Raw genomic sequence first — 14,917 nt, 5'->3', positions numbered from 1 at the left:
TTGACGCAATGATTTTATTAAGATACTATTACCATGTGAGAAATTTGTGTGAAGTACTGTCGTCTTGGGGCACAGCGTACATCACAAGGGGGGATCGAGATGGCTCAAAACGGGTCTAACGTAACACGTCGTCAGTTCTTGACGTATACATTGACAGGCGTCGGCGGTTTCATGGCGGCGACGATGGTCATGCCGATGGTCAACTTCGCAGTTGATCCAGTCCTGAAGAAATCAGGAGCAGGCGATAAAGTAAAAGTAATGAAGTTGTCGGATATCACGACAGAACCAAAACGGGTCGACTTCAAGAAACAAACGCAAGATGCATGGTATGAGTTCGAAGAAACGTTGTCAGCTTGGGTGTTCAAAGATGATAAGGGAGAAATTTTAGCCCTCTCACCAATTTGTAAACACTTAGGTTGCCAAGTCAGCTTCGGTTCAGATCCGACGCACCCGGAGCAATTCTATTGCCCATGTCACTTCGGTCGGTACACGAAGGATGGCGTCAACGTTCCAGGAACGCCTCCGACGAAACCACTCGATGGTTATGAAATGCAGCAGAAAGATGGTTTCCTCTACCTTGGTAAACCAGTCGAAAGAGGTGCGTAAGCGATGATGCAAAAAATCTATGATTGGATCGATGAGCGCGTTGACATTACGCCGCTCTGGCGAGATATCGCCGACCATGAAGTACCGGAGCACGTCAACCCGGCACATAACTTTTCAGCTTTCGTTTATTGTTTTGGCGGATTGACGTTCTTTACGATCGTCATCCAGATTCTTTCGGGGATGTTCTTGACGATGTATTATGTACCGGACATCATCAACGCACACGCGTCCGTCTACTATCTTCAAAATGAAGTCGCACACGGACAAATCGTTCGTGGTATGCACCACTGGGGTGCGTCGGTCGTTATCGTAATGTTGTTCCTACATACATTACGTGTCTTCTTCACTGGTTCATACAAGAAACCACGTGAATTGAACTGGGTCGTCGGAGTTCTCTTGTTCTTCGTCGTCTTAGCTCTCGGTCTGACAGGATACCTATTGCCTTGGGACATGAAAGCGTTGTTCGCGACAAAAGTTACGATTCAGATTGCTGAAAGTATTCCGGTCATCGGTGGTATCGCGAAGACCCTCCTTGCGGGTGGAGAAATCGTCGGCGCAAGTACAATCGCTCGATTCTTTGCGATTCACGTCTTCTTCCTTCCTGCAGCATTGTTCGTCTTGCTCGGGGCCCACTTCATGATGATCCGTAAACAAGGGATCTCTGGACCACTTTAAACCGACTATCATCTAGACAACAAAAAAGGGGGAGAACACGATGCATCGTGGTAAAGGAATGAAATTCGTCACCGATTCACGGGTGTCGATCAACAACCGGATGCCGAACAAGTCGAAAGACTACTCGGAATATCCAGGTCGAACGGAAGCGTTCTGGCCAAACTTCTTACTTCGCGAATGGATGGTTGGAGCGGTCTTCTTGATCGGCTTCATGACACTGACAATCGTAGAAGCAGCACCACTTCAAAACATTGCCGATCCGACGAATACGTCGTACATTCCACTTCCGGACTGGTACTTCCTATTCCTCTATCAGCTCTTGAAATACCAATTCGCTGCAGGTCCATATATCTTGATGGGAACGGTCATTCTCCCAGGTCTTGCGTTCACAGCACTTCTCGTCGCGCCATGGCTCGACCAAGGTCTTGAACGTCGTCCTGCGAAACGTCCGATCGCAGTCAGCATGATGCTCCTCGCAGTCGTCTCGATCGTCTTCTTGACTTGGGAATCTGTTCAAACGACTCACTGGGATACAATCCATAAACAAGGTGAGTTGACGATGAACGAAGGACCAGAAATTGATACAGCGGCAAAAGGATACGAAATTTATTCGAACCAGTCATGTGTCAACTGTCATGGTAAAAACCTCGAGGGTGGAGCAGCAGCTCCGGCACTCGTCGGTACGAAGAAGACAGAAGAAGAGATTTATGAAATCGCAGATAAAGGGATCGGTTCGATGCCTGCTGGTCAGTACAAAGGATCAGATGCGGATCGTAAAGAACTCGCGAAATTCATCGCTTCATACGGTGAAGGCGGCGAAAACAATAAATAAGCCAAAAGCCGGGGGAGCAATCCTCCGGCTTTTGTCGATGATGAGGTGAAACGATTGCAAGGTATTTTGACATTACTCCGACATAAAGCCGTACTCTGGATTGTCGGGTTGATCAACTTAGCAGGCACATTATACGGTTACTACTGGTATGAACCACAACTTGCGACATCGAAGTGGTATTACTACCCATTTATTCCGGATAGCCCGACAGCATCCCTGTTCTTTACGATCATCGTCTTTCTCTGGATTTTCGGACGACGTTCCCGCCTATTTGAAGCGCTCGCGTTCGTGACATTGATCAAATATGGGGTCTGGGCAGTCGTCATGAATGCGTTGATGTTGAATCAACTCGGAACGGAGGATCCAATCTTAACAGCAATGGCACTGATGTTGATGGTGTCGCACGGAGCGATGGCGTTCCAGGCGTTATTATACAGTCCGCTGATGACGTTTCGCGTCAAGGAGCTTGTCCTCGTCGCCATCTGGGTCATTCACAACGATGTCGTCGATTACGTCCTCGGACAATGGCCGCGTTACCCAGCGCTTGCGGAGCATATCCAGTGGATCGGCTACGGCTCCTTCTGGTTGACCGGATTATGTCTTTTGATGGGATATCTGCTTGTCGCGCGCGATTCAATTGACAATAAGATCACTTGAACATAAAATAGACCTATAATCAAAAAAAGAAAGGAACGATGTCTCGTGGCAAACTATTTGATCTATCTCGCGATCATCATCATCGTCCCGATCTGGGCTCAGATGCGGGTGCGGAGCACCTATAAAAAATATCAAGATGTTCCGATTCAGAGTGGGGTGACGGGAGCGCAGGTCGCAGACTTCATCATGAAGCAGAACGGGATCACGAACGTCCGTCTCGAGCCGATCGGTGGAACGATGTCCGATCATTATGACCCGACGAACAAAGTCGTTCGTTTGTCGGAAGACGTCTATTACGGTTCGACGGTCTCAGCCGTTTCGATCGCAGCGCACGAAATCGGTCACGTCATTCAAGATGCGACGGATTACAACATGATGCGTGTCCGTCACCGGATCGCACCTGTCGCGTCGATCACATCGAACTTATCGTTTCCACTGTTGTTGATCGGTCTGTTCGCTGGATTTAGTGGTCTTGCGATGCTTGGTGTCGTCTTGATGCTTGGTGCCGTCATCTTCCAACTCGTCACGTTACCGGTCGAGTTTGATGCCTCAAATCGAGCGATGGCGCAGTTGACGGAGCATGGCATCATTGATGCCGAAGAAGAACGTGGTTCACGTCGTGTCTTGAACGCAGCGGCTTGGACGTACGTGGCAGCAACACTCGTTGCTGTTGCCGAGTTCCTTCGTCTCGCACTGCTCGTCTTCAACCCGTCAAGTGATGACTAAAACGAAAAACACGGATTGCTCGTTTGAGCGATCCGTGTTTTTTTACGTTTCTTTGATTGGGACCCGATTTTCGTCGAACGTGAAACCTTCTCCTGTTACTTCATAGACGTCATGCAACGTGATGAAGGCGTGCTGGTCGACACTTTTAACGAGCGTCTTCAAGCGATTGATCTCATTGCGAGCGACGACGACGTACAGTACTTCGAGATCCCGTCCGGAGTAACCGCCTTTTGCGATCAGACGGGTCGTGCCACGATTCATCGTCGCATGAATACCGTCGGCGATTTCCGTCCGGTGATCACTGATGATCATCGCTGCTTTACCAGCATAAGTGCCCTCCTGCATCCAATCGATGACGCGGGCGCCGACGTAAACGGCAAGTAACGTATACATCGCTTGTTTGTAGTCGAGATACGTCAAGGATGCGACGATGACGAAGAAATCGAAAATCAAGAAAGTTCGACCGATCGACCAACCGAAGTAGCGTTTCGTCAAACGCGCGATGATATCGACGCCACCTGTCGTACCACCATTGTTGAAGATGATACCAAGACCAACGCCGATGAAGACACCGGCAAAAAGCGCAGCAAGCACCATATCGTCGCGCAGGTCGATGACGAGTGGTGAATATTTGGCAATTAATCCATACCAGAAGGAAAAACTGAATGTACCGACCAATGTGTAGACGAAGGTCGTCCGACCAAGAATTTTATAACTGACGAAAAAAAGTGGGACATTCAATACTAAGTTCGTGATCGATGGAGACCATCCGAACAGTCCTTTTAAGATCAAGGTAATCCCAGTAAAACCGCCTTCTGCTAACTCATTTTGAACGTTAAAATGATAAATACCAAAAGCAAAGATGAATGATCCGATCAAAATCCAGAAAATGTTCTGGATCCGAATCGGAAATTGGAATGGAGGTGCCATTTCCGTATGCTCCTTTCAAATCAAGACTCTTTCTCTAGGGTAACGGCACGGTCGGAAAAAGACTAGCTTTTCCTATGAAAATCAGTCGAAAAGTGATCAGTATGGTCATTCCGATTGATATTGCTTAGAATAGAGACGAATAGAAGTCATAAAGAGAGTGTGGTTTTATCATGAAAAAAGCAATTGGGATTCTTTGTTATCCATCCGTCGGCGGGAGTGGGGTCGTCGCGACGGAGCTCGGTATGAAATTAGCGGATCGTGGACATGACGTCCACTTCATTACGTCGAGCATGCCGTTTCGCCTGACGGAATATCGGCCAAACATCACGGTCCACTTGGTTGAAGTCAACCAGTATTCCGTTTTTAAATATCCACCATACGACATTACGTTAGCGTCAAAAGTCGCAGAAATCATTGATTTATTCGATCTCGATGTCATCCATGCTCATTATGCCGTTCCGCACGCGGTCTGTGCAGATCTCGGACGAAACATGGCAAAGAAAAAAGGTGTCGCCGTCGTGACGACGTTACACGGAACGGACATCACCGTCATCGGGCAAGATTTAGAGATGCAACCGGCCATCCGGTACGGCATCGAACGATCAGACGCGGTCACGGCCGTCTCCGAGAGTCTAGCGCTTGAGACGAATGCGACGCTCAACGCACACTACGACATCGATGTCATTGCGAACTCGATTGATGAGAGTGTCTATTATCCGATGCGGGATGAACGCTTGAAGCGGCATTACGGCATCGAAGCGGACGAAGTCGTCGTCATTCACATCTCGAACTTCCGACCGGTCAAACGAATCGATGATACGCTTGCGGCGTTCGCCATTGCAGCGAAAGACCGGAAGATGCGTCTGTTGCTCGTCGGGGATGGTCCAGAGATGGGACAAACGAGACGTCGCGCAAAGGAACTCGGCATTTACGACAAAGTGATCTTTGCAGGTAAACAGGAACACGTCGCGCAATTGCTCGCCATTAGTGATATTCATGTCCTGTTGTCTGAAAAAGAAGCGTTCGGACTCGTCGTCCTTGAGGCGATGGCAATTGGTGTCCCGAGTGTCGTCTCGACAGCAGGTGGCTTACCGGAAGTCATCCAGGACGGATTAACCGGATATATCGTTCCGACTTACGACGTCAAAATGGCTGCGGCACGAATCGGTGAACTCGCGGATGACCCGATGTTACGGGAACGGATGGCAGAAGAGGGCATTCGTGATACGCGTCGTCGTTTTGATTCGAATGAGATCGTCCGTCGTTATGAACAAGTCTATGAACGGGTGTGTGCGCGTCATGAACTTGCTTGAAGGCGCACATCATATCATTCAGACGATCGAACAAGCGGGTGGTGAAGCCTATATCGTCGGTGGCGCCGTTCGCGACATGTTACTCGACCGGACACCAGGAGACTATGATTTAGCGAGCTCGATGTTACCGGAACAGATCATCGACTTATTCCCTGTCGTCATTCCGACAGGACTCGAGCACGGAACCGTGACGGTCGTTCTCAACCACGTGCCGTACGAGATCACGACGTTCCGCTCGGAAGCAACGTACAGCGATCGCCGGCGACCGGATGCGGTAACGCTTGGTGTTAGTTTGGAAGAGGATTTGACCCGGCGAGACTTTACGATCAACGCGATGGCACTCAGACCATCAGGACGTGTCGATCTGTTCGGAGGAGCGCGTGACATCGAAGAGCGGATCATCCGGACGGTCGGCGAACCAGCCGAACGTTTTAATGAAGATGCGCTTCGAATGATGCGGGCATTCCGCTTCATGAGCCAACTGGATTTCTCGCTTGACGAGGCAACTGAACAAGCGATTGTCGAACTCGCTCCGCACCTAGCGGCCGTTGCGATTGAGCGGATTGCGATCGAGTTCGAGAAACTCTTACTTGGTCCTGGAAAACAGCGGGCGTTACAGGCGATGCTCCGGACTGGAATCGAACGCTACCTCCCCGGCATGACTTCAGAAATCGTCACAGGACTCGCGCAGCAGTCGTTTCAGGGTGTTTCAAAGGATGCTGTCTGGACACTCGTACTCGATGCCGGTCTCGCGAAAGATCAATTGACACGCTGGAAACGATCGAAACATCAAGTGCAGCTCGCAACGCGTTTAATACCTCTGTTACACCGACCGTTACAAGACTGGGATCGTTATCAATTGTCGGACGAAGAACTGATGATCCTTCGGGAAATGACAGGAACGGATTATCCAGAGCGATCAGACTTACCGATTCGCAGTCGTAAAGAGCTCGCTGTAGACGGAAAAGACATGATCCGCCTCGGTCTCCAAAAACAACAGATCAAAGAAGCACTTTTGCATTTGGAATACAGTGTCGTCACCCGCGCTTGCCCAAACGACCGCGTAACATTATTGAAGGAGGTAGAGCGATGGCGCACTCAGTCCGAGAACAAATCTTGATCGCACTTCGTCAGCGGACGTGGTACTCCGGACAGGAATTAGCAGAGACGTTAAATATTTCACGTACCGCTATTTGGAAACATATGCAAACTTTGAAGGAAGAAGGATACCAGATCATCTCGAATAAAAAACAAGGCTATCAATTAGTCGATGAAGGCGATTTGCTGACACCGATTGCGATTGAACAATGGTTAACGACAGAACGTCTTGGTCGCCACATCCTTCATTTCGAAGAACTGGACACGACGCAGCGGATTGCACATGAGCAAGCGCAACAGCAAGCGCAGGAAGGAACACTCGTCGTATGCGATCACCAGACGAATGGACGCGGACAGCTAGGGAGAACGTGGCATGAGGCGAAAAATGAGGGCATCGCGATGAGTCTACTCGTCCGACCAGATGTACCGATGCACCAAGCAGGTCAATTAACGCTCGTAGCAGGTATTGCACTTGCACAGTCTCTTCGGACATTCGATGTTCCAGTTACGATTAAATGGCCGAACGACATCTTGATCAACGGTCGTAAGGTGGCAGGCATTTTGACGGAAATGCAGACCGAGGCGGATCGGATCAGTTCAGTCATCATTGGCATCGGCATCAATGTGCATCACGAGCAGTTTCCGGAAGGGATCGAGGACCGTGCTACCTCGCTCGTCCGAGAATCAGGAAGAACTTTCCGACGTGCGGAGGTCGTCGCGACTTTCTTGAATCGATTTGAACGACTATACACGCAGTGGCTCGAGCTAGGATTCGGATCTTTCGTCTCGGAGTGGGAAACACTCGCAGATCGCTTACATGAACGAGTGACGCTACGGACACGTCAGATGACCGCTTCCGGAACATTGCTCGGTATTGACGAGACGGGCACGATTCGGATTGAGACGGAAACGGGGGAGACCCGTTTCCATTCGGCAGAGCTGATTTACTGGGAAAAAGAATAAAGGTTTGAATCAGACGGTTTGCAGAGAGCTTTTCCCGTCATGTATAATAAAGCCACGGATGGTATCCGCTTGCCGGAACCATACCGAATTGACAGGTGCCAGTTTTAGCTGTTTCAACTGCCTTGATCTTAACGGACAGGGACAGAAGGACGATATTCAATTATTCCGCCTTCTTTTCCGCATGCATTTATTTTGGAGAAGAAGGCGTTTTCCTTTTGTCCTCCCTACACACGTAAGGAGAGAACACGATGCACACAATGGGTCCATTACTCAAAAAACAACAAGCTGGAGAGAAGCTCGTCATGTTGACGGCGTATGATTATCCTTCAGCAAAACTATCGGAAGCAGCAGGAGTCGATATGTTGCTCGTCGGCGATTCCCTCGGGAACGTCATCCTCGGCTATGATTCAACGATTGCTGTCACGGTCGACGACATGGTTCATCATGCGCGCGCGGTACGCCGCGGCGCACCACAGACGTTCATGATCGTCGATATGCCGTTCGCAAGTTATCATGGTTCATTTGATCGCACGCTTGAATCAGCGGCGCGTATCTTCCAAGAATCGCAGGCAGATGCCTTGAAGCTGGAAGGGGCAGGGGAGATCTTAAAGACGATTCGTCGTTTGACGGACGCTGGGATGCCTTGCGTCGCGCATCTCGGATTAACACCACAATCCGTTGGTGTCCTTGAAGGATTCAAAGTCCAAGGGAAATCATTAGAAGCAGCCGAACAACTGATTGCAGACAGTTTGGAAGCAGAGCGTGCCGGAGCTAAGATGCTCGTCCTCGAATGTGTGCCGCATCCGCTCGCGAAACGCATTCAAGAGCTCCTCTCGATTCCGGTCATCGGAATCGGTGCCGGTGCAGACGTCGCCGGTCAAGTACTTGTCTATCATGACATCTTGACGTATGGTGTCGGTCGTTTACCGAAGTTCGTCAAAGCGTACACGGATTGGAATACTTCAGGAACGGAAGCGATCGCTGCTTACGTCAAAGACGTCAAAGCCGGTGCCTTCCCTGAACTAGCACACTCGTTCCAGATGGACGAAGAACTGATTGGTGCGCTTTATGGAGGGACTAAAGAATGAAAATCATCCAGGACGTCCAGACGTTACGCGAACGTTTAGCGGGAGCCGGTTCAATCGGTTTTGTACCGACGATGGGATTCTTGCATGAAGGGCATGCCTCCTTGCTCAAACAAGCACGACAAGAGAACGATGTCGTCGTCTTGAGTATTTTCGTCAACCCGACACAATTCGGACCAAACGAAGATTTGGATCGTTATCCACGAGACGCGGAACGCGATCAGAAGATCGCGGAGGCAGAAGGGGTCGATTATCTGTTTTATCCGACGAACGAGACGATGTATCCGCTGGATATGGCTCGTGTTACGGTCCGCTCCGGTGATGATGTCTTATGCGGCGCATCACGACCAGGACATTTTGATGGTGTGTTGACGGTCGTCAGCAAACTATTGAACGTCGTCCGTCCAACCCGTGCATATTTCGGTTTAAAGGATGCACAACAGCTCGCATTGATTGAAGCGTATGTCGCTGATTACTTTGTTCCGGTTGAGATCGTCCGTTGCCCGATCATTCGCGAAGCGGATGGTCTAGCAAAATCGTCACGCAATGTCTATCTATCGGAAACAGAGCGGGCGCAAGCACCGGGCATCCAGCAGGCGTTGCAACAAGCGAAACAAGCACTCGATCAAGGGGTGCCTGTTGAAACGGTTCTCGATCGGACGCGCGAAGCACTTCAATTCGAAGGGACGACAATCGATTACGTCGAAGCCGTCGACTATCCATCACTAGGACCCGTTACGGAACAAACGACTACGATTCTCTTAGCTGTCGCCGTGCAGTTTGCATCGGCACGTTTGATCGATAATTTACTATATACGAGAGGAGCATGACGATGTTACGCACATTCATGCACGCTAAACTACACAAAGCTCGGGTCACCGAGGCAAACTTACACTATGTTGGTTCGATTACGATCGATGAAGATTTACTCGATGCTGTCGGGATTCTTGAAAATGAAAAAGTCCAAGTGACGAACAATCAGAACGGTGCAAGGATTGAAACGTATGCGATTAAAGGTGCTCGTGGTTCAGGTGTCATCTGTTTGAACGGTGCGGCAGCTCGCCATTTCCAAGTCGGAGATGAGGTCATCATCATGGCGTACGCACAACTATCGACGGAAGAAATCGCGACACATGTTCCAAAAGTGGCTGTTCTAAATGAACAGAACGACATCAAACAAATGTTGTCTCAAGAAATCGCCCACACGATCTTATGAAATTTTAGAGACCCGATCATGTCAGCGGGTCTCTTTTTTTGTTAAGATGAAGAATGAAATGCCATCCGGTCATGGAGAGGATGGATAAAAGGTGGAGGATCAGTGTTGAAGAAAAAGTACGTCGTAGTCGACCTGGAAACGACAGGTCATTCCATAAAGGCTGGCGATGAGATGATTGAGATCGGCATGGCGGTCATTGAAGATGGACAGTTGACAGAACAATTGTCTGCCTTCGTGCGTCCGACCCAACCGATTCCTCCGTTCATTTCCCAGTTGACGGGCATCACGGATGAGGATGTCAAAGAGGCCGAGACATTCGATGTCATCGCACCGCGTGTCTTATCATTGCTCGATGGTGGTGTCTTCGTCGCACATAATGTGCAGTTCGATTTAAACTTCTTAAACGATGCGTTAGAAGAGGAAGGATACTTGCCGTACACAGGTCCTGTCATCGATACGGTCGAACTCGCACGAATCTTACTTCCGACAGCAGAAAGCCACGCGCTGTCGCATCTGTCAGAGTCATTACACCTTGCCCATCAAGAAGCGCACCGGGCAGGGAGTGACGCTTCGGCGACGGCTGAATTGTTGCTTGAACTACTCAAACGACTACATACGTTGCCGCTTGAGACATTGAAGCACTTAAGACGTTTATCACCACGCCTGTTCAGTGCCATCGAAGAGGAAATCGACCATGCGATTCGTTTAGTCGGCATCGAGGAGGATTCACAGTTTGATCGTTTTCGAAAAATCGCTTTGAAAAAGCGTCAGACGATCGAACGCTTAACGCATCCGCCCGTTCTTGAACCGTTCGGACCATTCGTTGATGAATTGAATGCCGTGACGTTCCCTCGTCTATTCGAAGGATACGAAGAGCGACGTGGGCAGCTCGAGATGATGCGTCATGTCTATCAATCGCTCGATCAAGAAACGCCGTTACTCGTCGAAGCGGGAACGGGAACCGGGAAATCGCTCGGTTATCTTGTTCCGGCAGCGCATTACGCGCTCGAACATGAAGTCCCGATCGTCGTCAGTACGCACACGATTCAATTGCAGGAGCAACTGTTCGCGCGTGATTTACCGCTCTTGCGTCAACTGTTCGATGCGCCGGTCCAGATTGCATTGCTTAAGGGACGAAGTAACTATATTGATTTACGGAAATTCGAATTTTTCTTGAATGATCAAGAGGATGCTTATAACTTCACGCTCGCAAAAGCGATTCTGCTCGTCTGGTTGACGGAGACGGAAACGGGAGATTTAGAAGAAGTCAGCTTACCAGGCGGTGCAGCGCAAGGCAATATCGGCATTAAACAGTTGATCCAGTCTGATAGCCAATCGCAGCTCGGACGATTTGACCCGTGGTACAGCCGGGACTTCTTCCAACATGCGATTCGCCAAGCAAAGGATGCGACGATCATCGTCACGAACCATGCCTTGTTGTTTAGTGACCTGCAGTTCGAAGCAGGGGTCTTACCGAAAGGAAGTCCGTTGATTCTTGACGAGGCACACCAAATCGAAGAAGTCGCGAGCCATCATTTTGGTCTCGTCTTTGATGGACATACGTTTGATCGTCTGTTCCGACAACTCGGGTATTCGTCCGATAAAAAATTATTACACCGCTTGCTCGATCTGTCGGAAGAATGGGATATCGCCGAGATGGTCGAAGCCCATAGTGAGACGGTCGATGAGGCGCTGACGACGTTACTCGAAGAAGCAGACGGTCTATTGATGATCATTCAAGCGTACGGGCTTGAACTGGCTTCCCGCAAAGCAAGACGGGAAGGAATGGTCAGCATTCGCTTCAAGCGACTCGACCGTTCGATGCGTGCCGTCCAAGAAAGTGCCAAGCGGGTTGAATTGGTGTTGCGGCGTTTGCGTCAAGCAATCCGGGCGATTCATAAACTGTTCCATGAACACCGGGAGCAGATGAGTTATCGCGAACGTTCACTCGTCGCGGATTTAAAAGCGATCACGTCACAAATCGAAGAAGCGGAGCTCGCCATCTTCGAGACGATGCTTGCCCCGCACGATGAGACGGTATCTTGGATCGAGACGTCCGTTAAGAACCGGAAACTGACACGGGTCTACACACAACCAATCGACATTTCAGAACGATTGCGACGCGACGTCTTTTCGAAACGGACGTGTATCCTGACGTCTGCGACGTTGACTGTCTCGAACAAGTTCCAGTTCATTGAGAACCGTTTAGGGCTCGATGCGTTCGAGACACGTCGTTTCGTCGTTCCGTCGCCGTTCGGATATGCTGATAACGTGCGATTGATGATTCCGACGGATCTCCCGCTCCTACAGGATGTACCATTGCCGGAATTCGCAGAGACGATTGCGGAAGCCATCTTACAAATCGCAGAGGTGACGGAAGGACGGATGCTCGTCTTGTTTACCTCAAATGACTTGCTAAGACTGACGCATGAAGCGACGAAGCCGTTACTACCTGACCGGTTTACGTTACTCTCGCAAGGGGTCACGCAAGGTTCACGGCAACGACTGATGAAACAGTTCAAGCAACTCGACGCCTGTATCTTGTTCGGGACGGCTAGCTTTTGGGAAGGGGTCGATATCCCAGGAGATGATCTCAGTTGTCTCGTCATCGTCCGACTACCGTTCGCGCCACCAGATCAACCGATCGTCCAGGCACGCTCGGAACGGATCGAAAAACTCGGGAAATCATCATTTTTCGAATACAGCTTACCGCAAGCGATCATTCGCTTTAAGCAAGGCTTTGGTCGCTTGATCCGGACGACGAACGACCGAGGTGTCGTCTTCGTACTTGATCGCCGGATTGAGACGACGCGTTATGGAAAACGGTTCGTCACGAGTCTGCCGAAAGTACCTGTTTTATCAAAACCGCTTGATGAACTGACGGCAGAACTAGAATTGTTCTTGAATGATGGCGATTAAGTCTATTCAGATAAACCCTATCGCATTATAATAGATAGAGAAAAATGAGGGAGGACATACAGATGGATTCAAAAATTGAAACACTTGCGACCGTCAAAGTGAACCGCCATGACGATACGTATAAAATCGTCGACTTGTTGAATCGGACACTGAAAACGGAAGATTTAATGTTCGGTCTTGCTCTCGATGAAAAAGACAAGGAGCAGATGGTCTTTACCATCTACCGCACATGAAGTGGAAAATCACGCTTGGTCTGCTAAGTGCACTCATCCTTTTGACTGTACTTGGCACCGCCGTTTATCAGGTGACGATCGCTGAGGCAAAAGACCGGGAACAAAGCGTCGCCGAACAAGCAGAGGCGCGTCTGAAAAAAGAACTCAAACCGACGGACGTCCGGTTTGAATCTGTCTTTAACGGGAAACGCCAATATGTCGTTTTTACGATGAAGCAGAACGGACAGGCGGTACGGGCGTTCGTTCCGAAAAAAGGAACGATCGAGACACGACTAGTTGCTGATGGTATTGCTATCAAGACTGTCATCGCGGATCATCCGGAACTAGGAGACATCGTGTCTGCTAAGTACGGCTTTGAGGATCGTGCTGTCATCGAGATCGTTTCAAAGACGACAACAGGTTATGATTATTCGTATTACACGTATCAAGAAGGTTCTTTCATTAAACGATTACGAATCAAGTAAAGGGAGTGGGCGACATGTTATCGAAACGCGTACGACAATTGACACCATCTACGACGCTAGCCATCACAGCGAAAGCCAAGGCACTACGTGAAGAAGGTCAAGACATCATCGGTTTAGGTGCGGGAGAGCCCGACTTCAATACACCGGAATTCATCATCCAAGCAGCATTCGAGGCAGCAGAAGCGGGCGATACGAAGTATACGCCGTCTGGCGGAACGGTTGCCTTGAAGGATGCGATCATCGAAAAGACACGCCGTGACTTATGGATGCCATACGAACGCTCAGAAGTCATGGTCGCTTCAGGAGCAAAGCATGCACTATCAACGTTGTTCCAAGCGATTCTCGATCCAGGCGATGAAGTCATCGTCCCGGCACCATACTGGGTCAGTTATCCAGAGCAGATTAAACTTAGTGACGGCGTACCAATCATTTTAGAAACGGACGAATCGTCTCGCTTCAAAGTGACACGGGAATTGCTCGAACAACACATTACCCCAAAAACGAAAGCACTCGTCTTGAACTCACCATCGAATCCGACAGGAATGGTCTATTCGAAAGAAGAACTCGAGATGGTAGCAGATGTTGCGATCAAGCACGATCTACTCGTCATCAGTGACGAGATTTATGAAAAGTTGCTCTATAACGGTGCGACACATATCTCGATCGCGTCCTTGCCAGAGATGCGCGAACGGACGGTCATCATCAATGGTGTCTCGAAGTCCCATGCGATGACAGGCTGGCGGATCGGGTATGCAATCGGACCGAAAGAGATCATCTCAGCGATGACGAACTTAGCGAGCCATTCGACGTCGAACCCGACATCGATTGCGCAAGCAGCATCGGTTGCTGCGTATGCAGAAGGCGATGCACCGGTCGAAGCGATGCGTGTCATCTTTGAGGAACGACTTGAGAAAATCTATGCACGACTCATTGAAATCAAAGGATTGACGTGTCTGAAGCCAGAAGGGGCATTCTACTTGTTCCCACATGCAAAGCAAGCTGCCGAGATGTGTGGATTCGATAATGTCGATGACTGGTGTACAGCTGTTTTATCTGAAGCGAAGGTCGCCTTGATTCCAGGTTCAGGATTTGGTGCACCGGACTATGTCCGCCTATCTTACGCGACGGATCCGGCACGTGTCCTAGAGGCACTCGACCGGATTGAAGGATTCATCACGGCACATACAGCCGTTTAATAGA

General features: G+C 49.6%; 17 protein-coding genes. 15 read left to right on the top strand and 2 right to left on the bottom strand.

What is annotated here, in order from left to right; all coding sequences use genetic code 11:
• Nucleotides 1-99: 99 nt before the first annotated feature.
• The 5 genes from KNQ03_RS03235 to KNQ03_RS03215 are packed head-to-tail and all read left to right on the top strand — an operon-like array spanning nucleotide 100 to nucleotide 3,496.
• On the top strand, nucleotides 100-606 hold the full coding sequence (locus KNQ03_RS03235; protein ID WP_023468631.1) for a ubiquinol-cytochrome c reductase iron-sulfur subunit: 507 nt from the start codon (nucleotides 100-102) through the stop codon (nucleotides 604-606).
• A gap of 3 nt (nucleotides 607-609) precedes the next feature.
• Nucleotides 610-1,281 carry a menaquinol-cytochrome c reductase cytochrome b subunit gene (gene qcrB, locus KNQ03_RS03230; protein ID WP_012370658.1) on the top strand — a complete coding sequence of 224 codons (672 nt, stop codon included), beginning with the start codon at nucleotides 610-612 and terminating at the stop codon, nucleotides 1,279-1,281.
• A gap of 40 nt (nucleotides 1,282-1,321) precedes the next feature.
• Nucleotides 1,322-2,113 carry a menaquinol-cytochrome c reductase cytochrome b/c subunit gene (locus tag KNQ03_RS03225; RefSeq protein WP_058704896.1) on the top strand — a complete coding sequence of 264 codons (792 nt, stop codon included), beginning with the start codon at nucleotides 1,322-1,324 and terminating at the stop codon, nucleotides 2,111-2,113.
• A 54-nt stretch (nucleotides 2,114-2,167) separates the two neighbouring features.
• Entirely contained in the window at nucleotides 2,168-2,770 is a 603-nt protein-coding gene (locus tag KNQ03_RS03220; protein ID WP_064299675.1) for a DUF1405 domain-containing protein, read from the top strand.
• Nucleotides 2,771-2,815: 45 nt separating this feature from the next.
• Nucleotides 2,816-3,496: a zinc metallopeptidase gene (locus KNQ03_RS03215; protein WP_023468628.1), complete on the top strand. Its 681-nt coding sequence runs from the start codon at nucleotides 2,816-2,818 to the stop codon at nucleotides 3,494-3,496.
• Between the two features lie 42 nt (nucleotides 3,497-3,538).
• Here the strand turns inward: KNQ03_RS03215 and KNQ03_RS03210 are convergent, their stop codons facing one another.
• Nucleotides 3,539-4,426, bottom strand: a complete 888-nt coding sequence (locus KNQ03_RS03210; RefSeq protein WP_064299676.1) for a YitT family protein — start codon at nucleotides 4,424-4,426, stop codon at nucleotides 3,539-3,541.
• Nucleotides 4,427-4,596: 170 nt separating this feature from the next.
• Here KNQ03_RS03210 and bshA point away from each other — a divergent pair, with 170 nt between their 5' ends.
• The 3 genes from bshA to KNQ03_RS03195 are packed head-to-tail and all read left to right on the top strand — an operon-like array spanning nucleotide 4,597 to nucleotide 7,800.
• Entirely contained in the window at nucleotides 4,597-5,739 is a 1,143-nt protein-coding gene (bshA, locus tag KNQ03_RS03205) for an N-acetyl-alpha-D-glucosaminyl L-malate synthase BshA (RefSeq protein WP_050677434.1), read from the top strand.
• Nucleotides 5,705-6,859 carry a CCA tRNA nucleotidyltransferase gene (locus KNQ03_RS03200; protein ID WP_251140232.1) on the top strand — a complete coding sequence of 385 codons (1,155 nt, stop codon included), beginning with the start codon at nucleotides 5,705-5,707 and terminating at the stop codon, nucleotides 6,857-6,859. The genes bshA and KNQ03_RS03200 overlap by 35 nt, the downstream gene beginning before the upstream one ends.
• Nucleotides 6,829-7,800 (top strand): biotin--[acetyl-CoA-carboxylase] ligase, encoded by a 972-nt coding sequence (locus tag KNQ03_RS03195; RefSeq protein WP_149427577.1) that lies wholly within the window; start codon nucleotides 6,829-6,831, stop codon nucleotides 7,798-7,800. The genes KNQ03_RS03200 and KNQ03_RS03195 overlap by 31 nt, the downstream gene beginning before the upstream one ends.
• Before the next feature lie 37 nt (nucleotides 7,801-7,837).
• Here the strand turns inward: KNQ03_RS03195 and KNQ03_RS17160 are convergent, their stop codons facing one another.
• The gene (locus tag KNQ03_RS17160; protein WP_256429275.1) at nucleotides 7,838-7,960 is read right to left on the bottom strand and encodes a hypothetical protein; all 123 of its coding nucleotides are present in this window, start codon (nucleotides 7,958-7,960) and stop codon (nucleotides 7,838-7,840) included.
• An 88-nt stretch (nucleotides 7,961-8,048) separates the two neighbouring features.
• Here KNQ03_RS17160 and panB point away from each other — a divergent pair, with 88 nt between their 5' ends.
• From panB to KNQ03_RS03160, 7 genes are all read left to right on the top strand, one after another.
• Nucleotides 8,049-8,888: a 3-methyl-2-oxobutanoate hydroxymethyltransferase gene (gene panB / locus KNQ03_RS03190; protein ID WP_050677432.1), complete on the top strand. Its 840-nt coding sequence runs from the start codon at nucleotides 8,049-8,051 to the stop codon at nucleotides 8,886-8,888.
• Nucleotides 8,885-9,715 (top strand): pantoate--beta-alanine ligase, encoded by an 831-nt coding sequence (panC, locus tag KNQ03_RS03185; RefSeq protein ID WP_149427576.1) that lies wholly within the window; start codon nucleotides 8,885-8,887, stop codon nucleotides 9,713-9,715. The genes panB and panC overlap by 4 nt, the downstream gene beginning before the upstream one ends.
• Before the next feature lie 2 nt (nucleotides 9,716-9,717).
• Nucleotides 9,718-10,101 carry an aspartate 1-decarboxylase gene (gene panD, locus KNQ03_RS03180; protein WP_029341994.1) on the top strand — a complete coding sequence of 128 codons (384 nt, stop codon included), beginning with the start codon at nucleotides 9,718-9,720 and terminating at the stop codon, nucleotides 10,099-10,101.
• A 105-nt stretch (nucleotides 10,102-10,206) separates the two neighbouring features.
• Nucleotides 10,207-13,020 (top strand): ATP-dependent DNA helicase DinG, encoded by a 2,814-nt coding sequence (dinG, locus tag KNQ03_RS03175; protein WP_149427575.1) that lies wholly within the window; start codon nucleotides 10,207-10,209, stop codon nucleotides 13,018-13,020.
• A 62-nt stretch (nucleotides 13,021-13,082) separates the two neighbouring features.
• Nucleotides 13,083-13,253: a YpmA family protein gene (locus KNQ03_RS03170; RefSeq protein ID WP_012370646.1), complete on the top strand. Its 171-nt coding sequence runs from the start codon at nucleotides 13,083-13,085 to the stop codon at nucleotides 13,251-13,253.
• On the top strand, nucleotides 13,250-13,717 hold the full coding sequence (locus KNQ03_RS03165) for a hypothetical protein (RefSeq protein WP_214723548.1): 468 nt from the start codon (nucleotides 13,250-13,252) through the stop codon (nucleotides 13,715-13,717). Before KNQ03_RS03170 ends, KNQ03_RS03165 begins: the two co-directional genes overlap by 4 nt.
• A 14-nt stretch (nucleotides 13,718-13,731) precedes the next feature.
• A complete protein-coding gene (locus KNQ03_RS03160) occupies nucleotides 13,732-14,913 on the top strand; it encodes a pyridoxal phosphate-dependent aminotransferase (protein WP_214723546.1) in 1,182 nt (393 codons plus the stop codon).
• The last annotated feature ends 4 nt before the right edge of the window (nucleotides 14,914-14,917 follow it).

The sequence above is a fragment of the Exiguobacterium sp. s143 genome, from assembly GCF_018618895.1.
GTDB lineage: Bacteria > Bacillota > Bacilli > Exiguobacteriales > Exiguobacteriaceae > Exiguobacterium_A > Exiguobacterium_A abrahamii.
The sequence above is the reverse complement of the archived record's forward strand: the minus strand, read 5'-3'. Positions and strand labels throughout refer to the sequence as shown.